The sequence below is a fragment of the Micromonospora sp. LOL_014 genome (assembly GCF_048060245.1).
Lineage (GTDB): Bacteria > Actinomycetota > Actinomycetes > Mycobacteriales > Micromonosporaceae > Micromonospora_E.
In genome coordinates, this window is the sequence record NZ_JBHMIP010000055.1 from 1 (window position 1) to 14,334 (window position 14,334).

Genomic DNA, 14,334 nt, shown 5'->3' on the forward strand with positions numbered 1-14,334 from the left:
CCCCCCGGATCATGCGCACGACAGGGGCAGTCAGTCATACCGAGCCGGGCGACCGAGCAGTTTCCTGTGGGGACGATCAAAAAGGTAACGGGGGTTCTCGGGGGTGACTCAAATTTTCATAGCCTAGCATCTATGCCTTGCGGAAGTTCTTGCTGTTCAGCACCTTGTGTTGGTGCCCCCGGCAGGATTCGAACCTGCGACACACGGTTTAGGAAACCGTTGCTCTATCCCCTGAGCTACGAGGGCGCGAACGCCGAGTCTACCGGCCACAGGTGTGCCTGGTGCCTGCGGGGAGCGACCGGCGGTGGCGGCCCAGCCTGGTTGGCGCGTGTCGTGCCCGGTTGCGACCTGGCCCGCGCCAGGGCCAAGGTCTTACGGAAAGGTGACATATCATCACTGTGGGCGTCATGGATATCGACGGCCGCAGCATTCTGCTGTCCCTCCGCCGGGCGGATCGATCCAGAGGAGAACATGTGAGAATGCCTTACGCGGCTCGGGTGGCAACGGCGACGGTTGTCGGTCTAGCCGCCGTCTCGCTCACTGCAGCCAGCTCTGCCAGCGCCACGGGATCCACGGCAGCCAACCGTCACCCAATCTGCAACAGTGTGGGCTTCAACCTGCCAGCCACGGTCGGCGGGACGGTCACCATCCCGGTCACCGGCCACGCCGCCAATCCTGACCTGACCCCGACCCCTCTGGTAGGGGTGTTCGGCGGCGCGCCCCTCGGGTCGGTGGTGATCTCCGACAACGGCACCGCTGCGACCACCAACGAAGACGTTCTGATTTTCACCCGTACGAGTGGCAGCCGCGGCGCACCTTTACTGGACCGTCTCGGACGGCACGCTCAACGCGCAGTGCGTCGCGACCGGTTACGACCTGCCGCCGGGTAACGGTTGACCCACTGACGCGACGACGGCAACAGAAGACACGGCGCCCGCACCAGCCCGCCGACGGCACGGAGCCGGAGGCAGGCTGGCGCGGCCGCTGGTCAACGGCTCATAGTCCATCGGCTTCCCGACCGACGGCATGGCTAACGCCGACCGGTGGGTGACCGGAGCCGCCCATCGGGTGACCGAGCCTGCCCGGTGTGGGGCGAAGCAATAGCGCGGCCGCTGCGGGGTAGACCCAGGCGAGAAGGCAACCAGATCGACCCGGAGGGTCACCATGACGACACCAGCGGCGCAGCCGCCCATGCGGACCAGCAACGAGGCCACCGAGGAGCAGCTCGCCGTCGCCCGGCGGCAGGGTCAGGCGTACGGCGGCGCGCTGCGCGCCATGGCCGAGGAGGACGGGGCGCAGAGCCAGCTGGCCGGCGACTACCTCGTGACGTTTGTCAACGAGGAGGCGGAGGGCATGTACGAGCTCTCCGGCGGTCAGCTGCTCTGGCGGGAAGCTGCCCCGGATGCGAACGTTCATCTGGAGGTCGCGGTCGCGGATGCCGCCGACGGCCGGTTCATCCCCGGTTTGGACGTGCGGATCACCGTCAGCCGGAACGGTCAACCGGTCGCCACTGCCGGCCTGCCGTTCCTGTGGCACCCGTTCCTGTACCACTATGGCGGCAACGCCTCGGTGCCCGGTCCCGGCCCGTACGACGTGACGGTCCGGATCGCGCCGCCGCAGTTCATGCGGCACGACCCGGTCAACGGCAAGCGGTACGCGACTCCGGTCGAGGTGCGCTTCGACCAGGTGATGTTCGCGAACGGGCGCAAGACCAGCCCGGACGCGCAGCCCCGTGGCGCCGACGCCCCGACGATCGGCGGGGACGGTGCCGGCCCACGCGACTGGGCGGACACCGCTGCCGCCTCCCGTACCTCGGACGATGCCGGTGCCCGCGCCCCGCACGACGCCGCCGGGGTGCCGTCGATCGGCCACTGGTAACGCCCGTGACAGCGGGGCCGAGCGCCAGATGCGATGACTGTCGGCGGCGGAGCGCGAACAATGGCTATCGGCGGCGTAGCGCCAACAATGGCTATCGGCGGCGTAGCGCCAACAATGGCTATCGGCGGCGTAGCGCCAACATGGCGATGTCGTCGACCAGCGGTCGGCCGTCCACCAGCGCGCCCATCGTCTCGGCGCAGGCCGTCTCGGCGCTGGTGGCGACCAACGAGTCGCACAACTGACGCAGGCCGTTGTCGATGGTCGGCCCCCACCGCTCCACCAGGCCGTCGGTGAAGAAGAACAGCAGCGCGCCGGGCTCGAGGGCGTGCCTGCGCACCCGGCGTGGCCGGTGGATGCTGGTGCCGAGCGGAAGGTCCGCCGGCACCGGCAAGCTGTGTGCGGCGTGGCCACCGCCGATGGTCACCGGCGGCGGATGGCCGGCCGTCGACACCGACACGACCGTCCGGGTGGGGTCGATCGTCGCGTAGCACACCGTCGCCATCATGCCCGGCTCGAAGTGCTGCACCTTGCGGTCCAGCCGGGCGAGCACGTCGGCCGGGTCGGTGGTTTCCAGAGCGTACGCGCGCAGCGCGCTGCGCAGCCGGCCCATCACGGTCGCCGCGTGCAGCCCGCGTCCGGTGACATCGCCGATCGCCACGCCGACCCACCCGTCGGGCAATGGCAGCACGTCGTACCAGTCGCCGCCCACCCCGGCGTCGTGGCCGGCGACGTACCGGGCGGCGAACTCCAGCCCGGCGACCGTCGGTAGTTCGGTGGGCAGCAGGTCGTACTGCAGCGCCAGGGTGGCGGCACGGTCGACCTGGCTTTCGCGGGCCTGGTCGGCCAGGGCGATCCGGTCGGCCAGCAGCCGCAGCATTTGTTCGTCGTCGCAGGCCGGCCCGCGTCGTCGGGTTGCCACGTGCAGCACCCCGCTGACCGAGCCGCCGATCGTCACCGGCACCGCCAGCAGCGACCGGATGCCCTGCCCCTGCAACGCCGGATGCGCCAGCGCGTCGTCGTCAGGGTCGGCCAGCATGACCGTGTCACCGGTGGTCAGCACCTTGCCGGCGTACCCACGCCCCAGCGGCAGCCGGGCCGGCGGTTCGTGGCCGGCCTCGATGCCCCAGGCAGCGGCGGTGACCAGCTGCTGGGAGTGCGCGTCGAGTAGGAACACGGCGGCGGAGTCGGCGCCGAGCAGCCCGCCGGTGCGGGCCAGTGACTCGACCAGCAGCGCGTCGAAGCTCAGCCGGGACAGGGCAGGGTCAGTGATCGCCTCGATGCGTTCAAGGCGCTTGTCCGCGTTCCCACCCTCGACTGACACGAACGCAGCCTAGTCGAGCGGCCGGCTCACCCGGCACCGACGGACAGTGACGCCGTGTCGGACAGGCATCGAAAGCCGGTGCCTTAGCATGTAGTGACCGATTCGTCACCCGGTGGTGGCGACCCGGTCCGGCTCCGCCTCGTCGCGGGCGTCGACGATTGCGGCCACCAGGTCGTCCAGAGTGTCCATCCGCTGGCCGGGGCCGTCGAACTCCACCTCGACGCCGAACTCGGCCTCGACGGCGTCGACCAGGCGGAGCAGGCCCAGCGAGTCGACTCCCAGCGCGATCAGCGATCCGCCGTCGGCCAGCTGGTCGACCGGCACCGTGCCGCCGGTCGCCTCGTCGACCAGCTCCATCACCCGCTGCCGCAGCGTCGTCGTGTCCACCGAATCCTCCTTCGTCTCCACCTTGTTCGGCGTCGTCCGCCCGGTCAGCACCGGCCGCCGGCCTCGCGGACCAGGTCGGCGATCTCGGCGATCGTCGGGGTGTCGAAGAACGCGTCCAACGGCACCTCGACGCCGAGCCGACGGTGGATCCGGCTACTGATCCGGGTGATCGTCAACGAGTGCCCGCCCAGGTCGAACAGGTCCTCGTCGATGCTGATCTCGGCGATCTGCAGCACGTCCTGCCAGATCGACCGGATCGCCTCGACGACCGGGTCCGCCTCGACCTGGTCTTTGGCGCCGACCGGGTCCGAGGTGCTGACCCGGCCCGTCGGATCCGTACCGCCGGTCGTCGGTGCCGGCAGCGCGGTCCGGTCCAGTTTTCCGTTCGGGCTCACCGGTAGCCGGTCGAGCAGCACCCAGTCGGTGGGCACCATCGCCGTGGGCAGCGTCTCGGTCAGGTGCCGGCGCAGCTCGGCGACGGTCGGCGCGGCACCCCGGGGAACCAGGTAGGCGACGAGCCGCGGCGACGCCTCGTCCGTACCGCTCAGTAGTACGGCGGCCTCGGCGAGAGCCGGATGCTCCAGCAGCCGGCCGGTGATCTCACCCAGCTCCACCCGGTGGCCGCGGATCTTCACCTGGTCGTCGGCCCGGCCGAGGAATTCCAGCCGGCCGTCGGGCAGCCAGCGACACAGGTCGCCGGTGCGGTACAGCCGGCCGGCGTCGGTGGCGTACGGGTCGGGGACGAATCGCTCGGCGGTCAGCTCGGGGCGGTTCAGGTAGCCGTCGGCGACGCCCCGCCCGCCCAGGTACAGCTCGCCGGGCACTCCGATCGGTACCGGCTGCCGCCGCCCGTCCAGCAGGTACGCCGTGGTGTTCGGCGCCGGCCGGCCGATGGTGACCTCGGCCGGCTCCGGCGGGATTTCCGCCATCGTCGCGTAGATCGTCGCCTCGGTCGGGCCGTACCCGTTGACCAGCCGGGCCACCCGCGAGCGCAACTGGCGGGCCAGCGGGACCGCCAGCGCCTCGCCGCCGGTGACCGCCACCACCCGGTCGTCGAGCCCGGCCTCCAGCAGGACCCGCCAGCCCGACGGAGTCGCCTGCACATGTGTCACTCCGGTCTCGCGCACCAGCCGCAGCACCCCGGCACCGTCGAGCGCGCTGACCCCGGAGGCCACCACCACCTGGCCACCGGTGGTCAGCGGCAGGTAGACCTCGACCCCCGAGATGTCGAACGACGGCGAGGTCAGGTTGAGCCACCGGTCAGCCGGCCCACTGTCGAACATGTCCCGCATGCCGAGCAGGAGGTTGGCCAGCGCACCGTGCGGGACACGTACCCCCTTGGGCCGCCCGGTGGAACCCGAGGTGTAGAGCACGTACGCCAGCTCGTCAGGGCCGGGCAGGTCTGCGGTCCCTGGGTCACCGGTCGCTGGGTCACCGGTTTCTGGGTCAGCGGTCGTCAGGTCGAGCTGGTCGAGTGCGAGCACCGGTGACCCGGCGGGCAGGGCGGCCGCCGTACCGCTGGTGGTCAGTACCAGCGCCGGCACGGCGTCGTCGAGGATCATCGCCTGCCGGGCCGGCGGGTAGTTGGGGTCGACGGGCAGGTACACGGCCCGGCTGCGCAGCACCGCGAGCAGCGCGACGACCGTCTGCCAGGAGCGGTCCAGCAGCACGGCGACCAGCGATCCCGCCCCGACGCCACGGGCCCGCAGCAGCCCGGCGAGCCGAGCGCTGGCCGCGTCGAGTTCGGCGTAGCTCAGCGCACGTCCACCGTCGACGACCGCGACGGCGTCCGGTGTCCGCCGTACCGCCGCCGCGAACAGCAGCGGCACGGTCGTGTCGGCCGGGTAGTCGCGGCCGGTGGCGTTCCAGCCACGGCAGACCAGCTCGGACTCGGCGGGAGGCAGCACCGGCAGGTCGGCGATCGGCTGTTCCGGGTCGGTGGCCACGGCGGCCAGCAGGGTCCGCAAATGGTCGCCGATCCGCGCGACGGCGGCGGCGGGAACGGCCGAGGGGCTGAACTGCAGGTTGATTTCCAGGTGCTCCTGACCGCTGTCCGGTGCCGGCCCGTCGACGACCTGGATGTGCAGCGCGTTGCGGGCCGCGCCGCTGAACATCGCCCAGTCGACGGTGGTCGGCACCGCGGCGAAGACGGGTTCCGGCGCGCGGCGGCGGTAGCCAATCGACACCGGGGTGAGCGCGGGCGCCGGCCGAACCCCGTTCGCCACGTGTGCCAGCGGAACGGACCGGAACCGGTTGAGCGTCCGCGTCTCGTCCCGGACGGCGTGCGCGAGGTCGCGGAAATTCGCCTCGTCGGGCACCGGGACGGTGACCGGCAGTTCGTTGACGAACAGGCCGATCTCGTCGGCGTCGTCGGCGGTACGGGTCGACAACCCGACGCCGACCGGGACCTGCTGGTTGCCGTACCGGTGCAGCAGCGCCTGCACCGCGGCCAGCAGCAGCTCGAACCGGGTGACCCCGAGCTTGCGCCGGGCCTGGTCGAGCCCGGCGACCAGACCCGGCGCCAGGACCACCGGTACGGCGTCGCCGGGTTCGGCGCCGGTCGGCACTCGGGCGAGACCGGGCAGCACCAGCCCACCCGGGCCGGACCAGCGGGTGGCCCAGTGGTCTGCGGCTGCCGCCGACTCGGCTGCGGCCCGGTCCCGTTCGGTGCCGGCCCGTGCCGCGTACCCGTCGGTCGGCGCCGCCGGCAGTTCGACCGGGCGACTGGCGCGGGCGGCATCGTACGCCGCCGCCAGGTGCCGGACCAGCACGTCCTTGGACGTGCCGTCAAAGACCAGGTGGTGGGCGGTGATCAGCAGCAGGTGCCGGCCACCGGCGGCGGGGATCAGGCTGAACCTGGCCAGCGGACCGGTGCGCAGGTCGTGGCGGCGGGCGATCTCCGCCGCGATCAGCCGGTCGACGCCTGCGTCACCGGCCGGCGGCGTCAGCCGCCGCAGCGTCGGGCGGTCGGCGGCCGGGGCGAGTCGCGGTACGCCGTCGCTGTCGTCGACCCGGGCGGCCAGCGCCGGGTGCCGGTCGACGACGGCGGCGCACGCGGTGGCCAGCGCCGCCTGGTCCAGGCCGGCGGCGAACCACACGCCGAGAGCCATGTGGTACGCCGTACCCGCCACCCCGGCCTGTTCGGTGAACCAGACGGCGTGCTGCGCGTACGTCGCTTCGGCGGTGCCCACGGGATCCTCCTGATGCTGCTGCTGGTTTGTCGATGTCGGACGGTACGGTCGGGCCGGAGCCGGTCAGCCCAGTGGATCGAACAGCGCGGCCAGCGTCCGTTTGAGGACCTTGCCGGCCTCGTTGCGGGGCAGCGTTTCGACGACCAGCACCCGGGCCGGCAGTTGATAGTCGGCGAGCCGGTCGGCCAGGAATGCGCGCACCGTGGGCAGGGTGAGTTCGTGCGGCGGCTGCCCGGCGCGGGGTACCAGCACCGCCCCGACCGCCGACCCGAGCACGGGGTGCGGGACGGCCACCACCGCCGCCTCGCCGACGGCCGGGTGTTCGTGCAGCGCGGCCTCCACCTCCAGCGAGGAGATCTTGAATGCGCCGGACTTGATCATGTCCTGGTGCCGGTCGGCGAGGTACAGGTAGCCGTCGGCGTCCAGCCGGCCGAGATCGCCCATCCGGACCCAGCCCTGACGGAACGTCGCTTCGGTGGCCTGGCCGTCGCGGTAGTACGAACGCGGATGCGGGCAGCGCAGCCAGACCTCGCCGACGCTGCCCGGCGGCAGCGGCCGGCGCTGTTCGTCGGCGATCATCAGCTGACCGTCGGCCGGCCGACCGACGGCGGCCCGCCGCGCCGGGTCGAAGATCATGACGGTCTGGGCGGGGGCGGCCTCGGTCGACGAGTAGTAGTTGACGATCGTCGCGGCCGGGAACGTCGTGGCCAGCCGGGTGGCCACCGCCGGCGCGAGCGCCGCCGCCGTCGACCCGATCAGCATCACGCCGGAGGTGTCCCGGCCCCGCAGGGCACCGGAGTCGAGCAGTTCGATCGCCATCGACGGGACCAGGAAGACGGTGCCGGTGCCGGGCGCGGTCACCAGGCGGGCGAACCGTGCCGGGGTGAACCGGGGCAGGGTCAGCACGGCCGGCTTCGCGGTCAACGCGTTGAACAGCATGGTCTGCCCGGCGTTGGTGCCGATCGGGAAGGCATGCAGGAAGCGTTCCGAGTGGGCCAGGGCCAGCCGGCGCGGGTGGCTCGGCGCCCCGGCCACCAGGTTGGCGTGACTGGCGCCGACGCCCTTGGGCCGGCCCGTGGTGCCCGAGGTGTAAAGGATCTGAGCCAGGTCAGCGGGCCGCACCGGGGGAGCGGGCGCGCCGGTGCTGTCGGCGACCGGGCCGCCGGCGACCAGGTCGGCGAGCGCCAGCGGCGTGACCCCGGTGGGTACGGCCGGCGCCGGCCCGGCCGGGCCGGTCAGCGGTCCGTGCAGGACCAGCCGGGCAGCGCAGTGCCGCACCGCGTACTCCAGTTGGGCCGGGGCGAGGCGGTCGGACAGCGGCACCGCGACCGCACCGGCCCGCGATACCCCGCAGTACGCCACGGCGTAGCCGGTCCACTCCCGCGCCGCGAACACCAGCGCGACCCGGTCACCAGGGGCCACCCCGGCCCGTCGCAGCGCGGCGGCCACCGCCAGCGCCCCGGCCCGCCAGTCGGCGAAGGTGAGCTGGTCCACGCCGTGGACCTCAATGGCGACCCGGTCGGGGTGCAGGGCGCAGCGCCAGTCGAGCAGCTCGGGTACGGTCCGAGCGGCCGGCGCGGCGGCCGGCCGCCGGGGGACACCGGGAGGCCGACTCATCGGCCACCGCCCGGGGACACGGGTAGCTGGGCTCGCTGGCCACCGCCGGGGGTCGCCGCCACCCGGGCCTGCCGGGTCTCGATGCCGACCAGGTCGTCCGGCGGAGCGTCCGGCACCTCGTCGTCGAACCGGGACAGCACCCGGGTGCGCATCGAGACGATCGCGGTCAGCGCGATGCAGACGCCGAAGGCGATGTAGAGCAGGGCGATGCCCCGGCCCGGACCGACCCCGATGACCTGCCCGACCGTGTCGGCCAGCGCCCCGTCCGGCATCAGCAGCGGCTCCATCAGGCTGGTGGCCAGCGGGGCGATCACCCCCCAGCCGAGTGGCATCGTCGACCAGGCGACCATCTGGTTGAGCGCGAAAACCCGACCGTGGAACCGGGGCGGCACCTTGATCTGGATGATCGTGTTGTAGATGCCGTTGACCAGGCCGAGCGCGCAGTACATGCCGAACGCCCCGGCACCGATGACGAGCAGGCTGGGGCGTAGCCCGGTCACCGCGCAGGCCACCGCAATGCCCAGCGTGCCGATCAGCACGGCCCGCATCCGGTAGCGGCGCGGGCCGCCCCAGACCAGCATCACCAGCCCGCCGGCTGCCGCGCCGACCCCGCCGGTGAGCGCGATCTGGGCCACCTCGGCCAGCTCGGCGAAGCCCAGCACCAACGGGGAGAGCAGGAACAGCACCGGGAACAGGAACAGGTTGAGGGCGGCGAAGAAGGCAAGCATGCCGCGGAACTCCCGGCGGCGCAGCGAGTAGCGCAACCCACCGAGGATCTCCTGCCCCAGGCTCTCCCGCCGCTGCAGAGCCAACGTGCGGGGGAACCGGATGGCGATCAGCACCGCGACGGCGAAAACGTACGCCACCACGTCGATGATCATGATGCCGCGCAGTCCGACCGCCTCCAGTAGCGCGACCGCCAGCAGCGGCACCATGAACTGGGTCAACCCGACCGCGGTCTGGGTGAGGCCGTTGGCGTGGCCGAGGAAGCGTTTCGGCACCAGCTGCGGCACCGCCGACACGAACGACAGCCGTTGGAACGCCAACGCCACCGACAACCAGCCGACGAGCAGGTAGAAGTGCCAGATCTCGGCCCGGTCGGCGATCAGCAGCCCGGCCATCACCGCCTTGGCGCCGCCTGCGGCGACGCTGGCGGCCAGTAGCACCCGGCGGCGACTCGTCCGGTCGATCAACGCCCCGGCCAGTGGGGCGATCAGCAGTCCGGGTAGCAGGCTGACGATGGAGAACAGGGCGAACCGGGCCAGCGAACCGGTCTCCAGGTAGATCCACAGTGGTACGGCGAAGTTGGTCAACGCGGTGCCGGTGGTGGTGACGATCTGGCCGGCCGCGACCAGACCGAACCGGCGCAGGCTGGGCTGTGGCCCACCTGCCCGGTCCGGTCCGGCCGCTGCCCGGTCCGGTGCCGACGGTCCGGACCGGGCCCCCGGCGGGTCGGCGGCCGGACCTCGGTCGGAGACCGCGTGCAGCCGCCACGCCGGGTCGTCCACCCCCGCGTCGCCGGTGGGTGGCACGTCTGGTTCGGCCGGTACGGCGAGCCGGAGGTGGACACCGGTGACAATCTCCGCCAACTCGCCGGCCCGGTACTTGAGAAAGTAGTGCCCTGCCTCGTCGATCACCGCCAGCGCGGTGCGGTCGGACAGGAAGTGCCACTCCTGGAAACGTTCCTCATGGAAGTCGGTGCCCCGGTCGCGTTCCCCGACGACCGAGATCACCGGGGCGCGCAGCGGGGTAACCTGGTCGCGCATCAGCGCGGTGAAGTAGTCCTCGGAGACCCGGGCGTCGTGACGCATCGCCCGGATCAGGAACGCCGCCTCTTCCGGGGCGAGGGAACCGATCGAGGTGCCCTGCGCCTGCAGCCAGGTGCGGTAGATCCGGTCGCTGCGGACCCGCTCCACCAACCGCAGCCGCAGCAGCGGACCGAGCAACCCGCCGGTCGGCCGGCCGAACGGGAAGATCGCACCGAGGTAGACCGCGGCCAACTCCCGCCCGGCCGCCTCCAGCCGGCGGGCCACCTCGACGGCGAGCGCCCCGCCCGGCCCACAGTGCCCGTAGAGGATGAGCGTCCCGTCAACCCGGTCCAGGATCTCCGCGACCACGCCCTCGGCGACTTCGTCGATCGGCGCCGGCTCGTCGGCCAGCCCGATGTCGTGCCCGGGCATCGCCACCGACAGCAGCCGCCAGCCGGCCGGCAGCGCGTCGGCGAGCGGCTGGTAGACCACTGCGCTGCCGCCGCCGTACGGGACGCAGACCAGGGTGGCGACCCGCTCGGCGGCGGAGGCTGGTGCGGTCAGCTCATGCAGCAGCCGACCCCGCTCGGCGTCACCGTCGGTCAGCAGAGCGGCGAGTTCGCGTACGGTCCGGTGCCGGAACAGGTCCATCACGCTGACCGCCGGAGGCGTGCCGTCACCGGCGCGGACCGTCGGCAGTTCCCGGCGCAGCCGGGCGACCACCTGGGTGGCCAGCAGCGAATGCCCGCCCAGCTCGAAGAAGTCGTCGTCGGCGCCGACCCGGGGCACCTGCAGCACCGCCTGCCAGACGGCGGCGATCAGCGTCTGCACCGGACCGGTCGGCTCGACGTACTCCCGGGCGGGTTGATCGTCGCCCGGATCCGGCAGCGCCCTGCGGTCGATCTTGCCGTGCTCCTGCAGCGGCAGCCGGTCCAGCCAGCAGTACCGACTTGGGATCATGTGGTCCGGCAGCCGGTCGGCGAGCAGCCGGCGCAGCTCGGCCGGCTCCGGCTCGGGTGCCGGCCCCGGTGCCGGCCCGGGTGCCGTTTCCGGTGCCGGGTCCTGCGGGGCGCGTTCCAGGTAGCCGACCAACCGGTCGTCGCGCAGCAGTACGGCGGCCTGCCGTACCCCGGGAAGCTCGCGCAGCGCCGCCTCCACCTCACCCAGCTCCACCCGGTAGCCGCGGATCTTGACCTGGTGGTCGGTGCGGCCGAGGAAGAGCAGCTCGCCGTCGGCGCGCCACGCGCCGAGGTCACCGGTGCGGTACAGCCGGGAACCGGGCGGACCGAACGGGTCCGGGACGAACCGCTGCCCGGTCAGCCCGGGCCGGTTCAGGTAGCCGCGGGCCAGCCGGTCGCCGCCCAGGTACACCTCACCTGGCACGCCGACCGGCACCGGCCGCAGCCGGGCGTCGAGCACGTGCACCCGGGCGTACGGCAGTGGGTGACCGATCGGCACGCTGCCCGGCCCCCGCTCGTGTGCCGACACCCGGTAGGTGGTCACCCCGACGGTGGCCTCGGTCGGTCCATAATGGTTGAACACTGGTACGCCGTGCCCGGCCAGACCCGCCGCCCAGTCCAGGTCGGCCGCCTCGCCGCCGAGGATCAGCGCCCGCCGGGGCAGCAGCCGCGCGGTGTCCACCTCGGCGGCCAGCGCCCGCAGATGCGACGGCGTCATCTTCAGGTAGTCGATCCGTCCGGTGCGCAGCGCGTCGGCGAGCTCCTCGCCGGTGCACCGCCTCGGCACCAGATGGACGCAGCCGCCGGTCGCCAACGCCAGGTAGAACACGGTGACGCTGAAGTCGAACGACAGCGACTGCAGCAGCGCGTACCGGCCGGCCGGCACGACGTCGAACCGTTCGGCGACCCCGTCCAGATAGTTCAGCACCTGCCGGTGGGCGACCGCGACTCCCTTGGGCATGCCGGTCGAACCGGACGTGTAGATGACGTAGGCCAGGTCGTCGCCGCCCGCCGCCCCTGCCGGCGGCCCGGTCGGCTGCTTTGCGACGACCGAGGCGATCCGGTCCAGGCAGGTCGCCTCGGCGAGGGCCGCCGGGGCGGCGTCGCCGCCCAGCTCGGCGCGGATCGCGCTGCTGGTCAACACCACCGTCGGGGCGGCGTCGGCGAGCATCAGCCGCAGCCGGGCGGGTGGCTGCTCGGGGTCGAGCGGCAGGTAGGCCCCGCCGGCCCGCAGTACGGCGAGCAGCGCGACCGCCAGCTGCACCGACTGGTCCAGGCAGACGCCGACCAGGTGGCCCGGCGCGACGCCGTGCTCCCGCAGCTGGTGGGCCAGCTGGTTGGCGCGTCGGTCCAGCTCGGCGTAGCTGATCAGGTCGTCGCCGTAGACCACGGCGGGTGCCTGCGGGGTGGCCGTGGCGTGCCGGGTGACCAGGTCGCCGAGGGTGACCGCCCCGGCAGTGGCCGGTCGTGGCCGGTCGGTGCCGGGCACCGGGCCGGTGCTGAACGCGGTCAGCTGCCGCTGCTGTGCGTCGTCGAGCAGCGGCAGATCCACCACCGGCCGGTCCGGGTCGGCCACCGCGGCGCGCAGCAACGCCCGGTAGTGCCCGGTGAGCCGTGCCACGGTGGCGGCGTCGAACAGGTCGGTGTTGTAGACCAGCATGGCCCGTAGCCCGTCGTCGGTCTCGCTGACGTAGAGCGACAGGTCGAACCGGGCCGCCGCCGTGTCGCTGCCGAACGCCCCGGTGGTGATCCCGCGCGGCCAGCTGCTCTGCGAGCGCGAGTAGTTCTGCAGGGTGAACAGCACCTGGAACACCGGCGCCCGACTGACGTCGCGGGCGACGTTGAGCTCCTTGACCAGACGTTCGAACGGGACCTCCTGGTGGCTCAGCGCGCGCAGTACCCGGCCCCTGGTGCGGCGCAGTAGCTCGCCGAAGCCCGGCTCACCGTCGTCGCCGGCACTGCTGGCACCACCGCGATCGCCGGCGCTGTTGGTCGGTGCGCGGGACAGGTCGGCCCGGATCGCCACCGTGTTGACGAACAGCCCGACGAGGTTCTCCACCTCCGGCACCACCCGGCCGGCGACCGGTGATCCGACGGCGAAGTCCCGCTGCCCGCTGTACCGGAACAGCGTCGCCTGCCAGCCGGCGAGCAGCGTCATGTAGAGGGTGCTGCGGTGGGCCCGGCTCAGCCGGCGCAGCGCCGCGGTGAGCTCGGCGTCGAAGCCGAACCGGTGCACGTCGCCGGCGTACGACTGCACGGCGGGTCGGGGCCGGTCGGTCGGCAGCTCCAGCGGCGGTACTCCGGCGAGCGCCCCGGTCCAGTAGGCGAGTTCCCGCTGGGCGGCCGGTCCGTCACCGCGTACCCGCTGCCAGGCGGCGTAGTCGGCGTAGTCGATGGCCGGTGCCGGCGGCACCGGCAGACCGTCGGTGAGCGCGCCGTAGAGGGCGGCGACCTCGGCCAGCAGCAGGTTCAGCGACCAGCCGTCGCTGACGATGTGGTGCATCCCGACGTGCAGCACCTGGTCGTCGTCGCCGAGCCGGACCAGGAGCACCCGCAGCAGCGGTGCGACGGCCAGGTCGAACGGGGTCCGCACGGCGGCGTCGACCAGCTCCCGGGCGTGTGTCTCGTCGTCGGCGTCGAGCACCGTGAACGGTACGGTGACCTGCGGTACCACCTCGACCCGCGGCTCGCCGTCGAGGTTCTCGGTGAACCGCATCCGCAGGCTGTCGTGGCGGGCCGCGGCGGTGTCCACTGCGGCGCGCAGCAGGTCGGCATCGAGCGGGCCACCCATCCGTACCGTGCTGTGTACGACGTAGCCGGCGGTGCCCGGTGTCAGCTGCTCGGTGAACCAGATCCGTTCCTGACCGAACGACAGTGTCGGACTTTCCCCATTTCGGTGTTGAATCACTTGTGATTGGATCGGGACACCCTGTGCTGGTACGTCGAGATTCGTCACCCGGATTGCCTTTGATCTGTCTGCATGAACCATCAGCCTGACTCCCGTCGTCGGCGCAGCGGAATCGACTCTTGGTGCACTGTGGTGCAGACAAACGATCGATTCGATGCACGTCGTGCCGTCGTACCGTCGGGAATGCGATTCGCCGATGCCATCGTGCCCACCGAGTGGGCCATGGACGAGTTGATTCACGCGGAGTTCCACGGTGGTCGGACGGCAGGGCTATTGCAAAGTCGGGTGACCCCTGGTCACGGCAGGGTTTCCCGTGGTTACGGCG

General features: G+C 72.3%; 8 protein-coding genes and 1 tRNA gene. 3 read left to right on the plus strand and 6 right to left on the minus strand.

Going from position 1 to position 14,334, the window contains the following annotated elements; all coding sequences use genetic code 11:
• Positions 1 to 170: 170 nt before the first annotated feature.
• Positions 171 to 246: transfer RNA gene (locus ACFHW1_RS27940), tRNA-Arg, on the minus strand.
• A gap of 161 nt (positions 247 to 407) precedes the next feature.
• On the opposite strand from ACFHW1_RS27940, the gene ACFHW1_RS27945 reads away from it, so the two are divergent.
• Together ACFHW1_RS27945 and ACFHW1_RS27950 are read left to right on the plus strand one after the other, a co-directional pair.
• The gene (locus ACFHW1_RS27945; RefSeq protein ID WP_416557481.1) at positions 408 to 890 is read left to right on the plus strand and encodes a hypothetical protein; all 483 of its coding nucleotides are present in this window, start codon (positions 408 to 410) and stop codon (positions 888 to 890) included.
• Between the two features lie 274 nt (positions 891 to 1,164).
• Positions 1,165 to 1,878: an iron transporter gene (locus ACFHW1_RS27950; protein WP_416616564.1), complete on the plus strand. Its 714-nt coding sequence runs from the start codon at positions 1,165 to 1,167 to the stop codon at positions 1,876 to 1,878.
• Between the two features lie 118 nt (positions 1,879 to 1,996).
• Here the strand turns inward: ACFHW1_RS27950 and ACFHW1_RS27955 are convergent, their stop codons facing one another.
• The 5 genes from ACFHW1_RS27955 to ACFHW1_RS27975 all read right to left on the minus strand — a co-directional run bounded on the left by ACFHW1_RS27955 (position 1,997) and on the right by ACFHW1_RS27975 (position 14,009).
• Entirely contained in the window at positions 1,997 to 3,199 is a 1,203-nt protein-coding gene (locus tag ACFHW1_RS27955) for a PP2C family protein-serine/threonine phosphatase (RefSeq protein ID WP_416557483.1), read from the minus strand.
• 105 nt (positions 3,200 to 3,304) lie between these two features.
• Complete coding sequence (locus tag ACFHW1_RS27960) at positions 3,305 to 3,586, minus strand: acyl carrier protein (RefSeq protein ID WP_282231970.1); 282 nt, start codon at positions 3,584 to 3,586, stop codon at positions 3,305 to 3,307.
• Between the two features lie 44 nt (positions 3,587 to 3,630).
• Positions 3,631 to 6,777 carry a non-ribosomal peptide synthetase gene (locus ACFHW1_RS27965; protein ID WP_416557484.1) on the minus strand — a complete coding sequence of 1,049 codons (3,147 nt, stop codon included), beginning with the start codon at positions 6,775 to 6,777 and terminating at the stop codon, positions 3,631 to 3,633.
• 63 nt (positions 6,778 to 6,840) lie between these two features.
• Complete coding sequence (locus tag ACFHW1_RS27970; RefSeq protein WP_416557485.1) at positions 6,841 to 8,394, minus strand: AMP-binding protein; 1,554 nt, start codon at positions 8,392 to 8,394, stop codon at positions 6,841 to 6,843.
• Positions 8,391 to 14,009, minus strand: coding sequence for an amino acid adenylation domain-containing protein (locus ACFHW1_RS27975; protein WP_416557486.1), 5,619 nt, complete (start codon positions 14,007 to 14,009; stop codon positions 8,391 to 8,393). Before ACFHW1_RS27975 ends, ACFHW1_RS27970 begins: the two co-directional genes overlap by 4 nt.
• A 132-nt stretch (positions 14,010 to 14,141) precedes the next feature.
• On the opposite strand from ACFHW1_RS27975, the gene ACFHW1_RS27980 reads away from it, so the two are divergent.
• Positions 14,142 to 14,334, plus strand: a 193-nt coding sequence (locus tag ACFHW1_RS27980) for a hypothetical protein (protein WP_416616566.1), incomplete at its 3' end; no start/stop codon positions are given.

Excerpts from the sequence above, each read along its gene's own strand:
- ACFHW1_RS27945 (WP_416557481.1), top strand. The coding sequence starts at position 408 with ATGGATATCGACGGCCGCAGCATTCTGCTGTCCCTCCGCCGGGCGGAT.
- ACFHW1_RS27950 (WP_416616564.1), top strand. The coding sequence starts at position 1,165 with ATGACGACACCAGCGGCGCAGCCGCCCATGCGGACCAGCAACGAGGCC.
- ACFHW1_RS27970 (WP_416557485.1), bottom strand. The coding sequence starts at position 8,394 with ATGAGTCGGCCTCCCGGTGTCCCCCGGCGGCCGGCCGCCGCGCCGGCC.